At 51.8% G+C, this 1,965-nt stretch carries 1 protein-coding gene; it reads right to left on the reverse strand.

Going from position 1 to position 1,965, the window contains the following annotated elements:
* Positions 1-1,930, reverse strand: a 1,930-nt coding sequence (locus N3G78_14755; protein ID MCX8119176.1) for a PAS domain S-box protein, incomplete at its 3' end; no start/stop codon positions are given.
* Positions 1,931-1,965 lie beyond the last annotated feature (35 nt).

Here is a 1,965-nt window from a genome sequence, read left to right on the forward strand (position 1 = left end):
GCGTCATCCCGATCCCCGTATCACTGATCGAAAGCAACACATAAGAACCAGGTTGAACTCCAATATGTCTCCTCGCATATTCTTCATCCAACTCCGCATTGGCCGTCTCAATCGTCAGCTTTCCTCCCCTCGGCATCGCATCCCTCGCGTTGACCGCAAGATTGATGATCACCTGCTCCATCTGCCCAGGATCGGCCTTCACCCTTCCGATCCCCTCTCCCAAAAACGTGACCAGCTCGATGTCCTCCCCGAGGACCCGGCGAAGCATCTTCTCCAGATTCTTGACGATCCCGTTCAGCTCGAGCACCTTGGGCGCCAAAACCTGTTTCCGACTGAAGGCCAAAAGCTGCCGGGTCAGCTCGCCTGCTCGGTCGGCAGCCTTATCAATCTCCTGGAGATGATGATAGAGGGGATCTTTTTCATCCACCCCAAGGAGAGAAAGTTGACAGGATCCCTTGATCACCGTGAGAATATTGTTAAAATCATGGGCAATCCCCCCGGCCAACCTGCCGATGGCCTCCATCTTCTGCGCTTGACGGAGCTGCTCCTGAAGAGTGGCTATTTCCTGTTCCGATTTTTTCCGTTCGGTAATATCGGTTACAAAATTTAAGGTGGCGGGTTTCCCCTCCCATTCGATGAGGGCCGTGTTCAATTCTGCCCAGAGGATATCTCCTGAACGATGAAGGATGCGGAAAGGGATTAAAGAGGGGATAGGTTCTCCCTGAAGCCTTTGCAGATGTCGTTCCATCACCAGCGGACGATCCTCTGGGTGGATGATTTCCATAAAAGGTTTCGAGGTCAATTCTTCCCGGCTATACCCGGTCATCTCCATAGTCTTTGAATTGATGAATTTAAGCCTCCCCTCTTGGACGACAAAGATGGCCTCTCCTGCGTTCTCGATGAGGAGACGGTATTTTTTCTCGCTTTCTATAAGCAACTCTTCGGTTCGCCGCCGCTCGTTTGCTTCGAGGCAGTTAGACACATAGGCCGCAAGGGTCATGGCTATCTGTTCTTCTTCAGGAAGCCATTTCCTCTTGTCCCCGACATGTTCGAAGCCGAGAAGCCCGACCAGTTTTCCCTGAACCCAAACGGGGGCGTCCAGCAAAGATCGAATGCCGGAATGGCGAAAATAGGTATGGGGAATGCTTGAGGTCCGGGGATCCTTAAAGACATCCTCTGCAGCAATGACCTGCCCCATCTGATGATAAGCGGTGTATTCGGGAAACTCCGAGGCCTGAAGTATCTCCCCATCGGTATGACTTTTTTTGCTCTGTTCGTACAGATCGAAACAGCGGATCTGTGAATAATCCTCGTTGTAAAACCAGATGCTCACCCTCTCCGTTTCTAAAGCACATGAGACCGGAAAGACGGTCCCATCCTTTCGCTGATGGATCGTTTCAAAGACGGCCCCGTTTAATTCGTCCACCTGTTGAAATCGCCCTTCGAGATCCGATCGTAATTCAGGGGGCCGGAGGTCTTTGGCATTTAATTTTAGGAGCTCTTCCAGGGAGTAGCCGTAAGCGGATAAGGCCCGTTCGTTCGCCTCCACGATATTAAGGTCCTGATCGATCAAAAGGATGATGTCGTTCGCATACTTTGTGAGATATCCATACCGTTCAAGCATGGCTCGATGATTCTTCTCCGCTTCGTACTGTCTCTCAAAGAATCGGCTCTGTTGTCGAAACCAGAAGAAGCCGAGAAAGACCGCGGAGCCAGCGATGAGGAAACTCACAAGGAAGGCAATCGTTTTGGCACTCCTGTAGATGGGACCATAGATTTCCTCTTTGTCCACCTTGGCGACAAGAAACCAGGGCGAATCTGGAATCCGTCGAAGAGCCGCAATCACAGAAACGCCCCGATAATCGACCCCTTCCACAACCCCCTCTTCCCCCCGAACGGCCATGGCCGCGGGCAGGTTTTCCTCTTTCATAGAAAACCGAAGATTAAGGGCCGTATTCTTCCGGT

The organism is Thermodesulfobacteriota bacterium, assembly GCA_026415035.1.
Classification (GTDB): domain Bacteria; phylum Desulfobacterota; class BSN033; order BSN033; family UBA1163; genus RBG-16-49-23.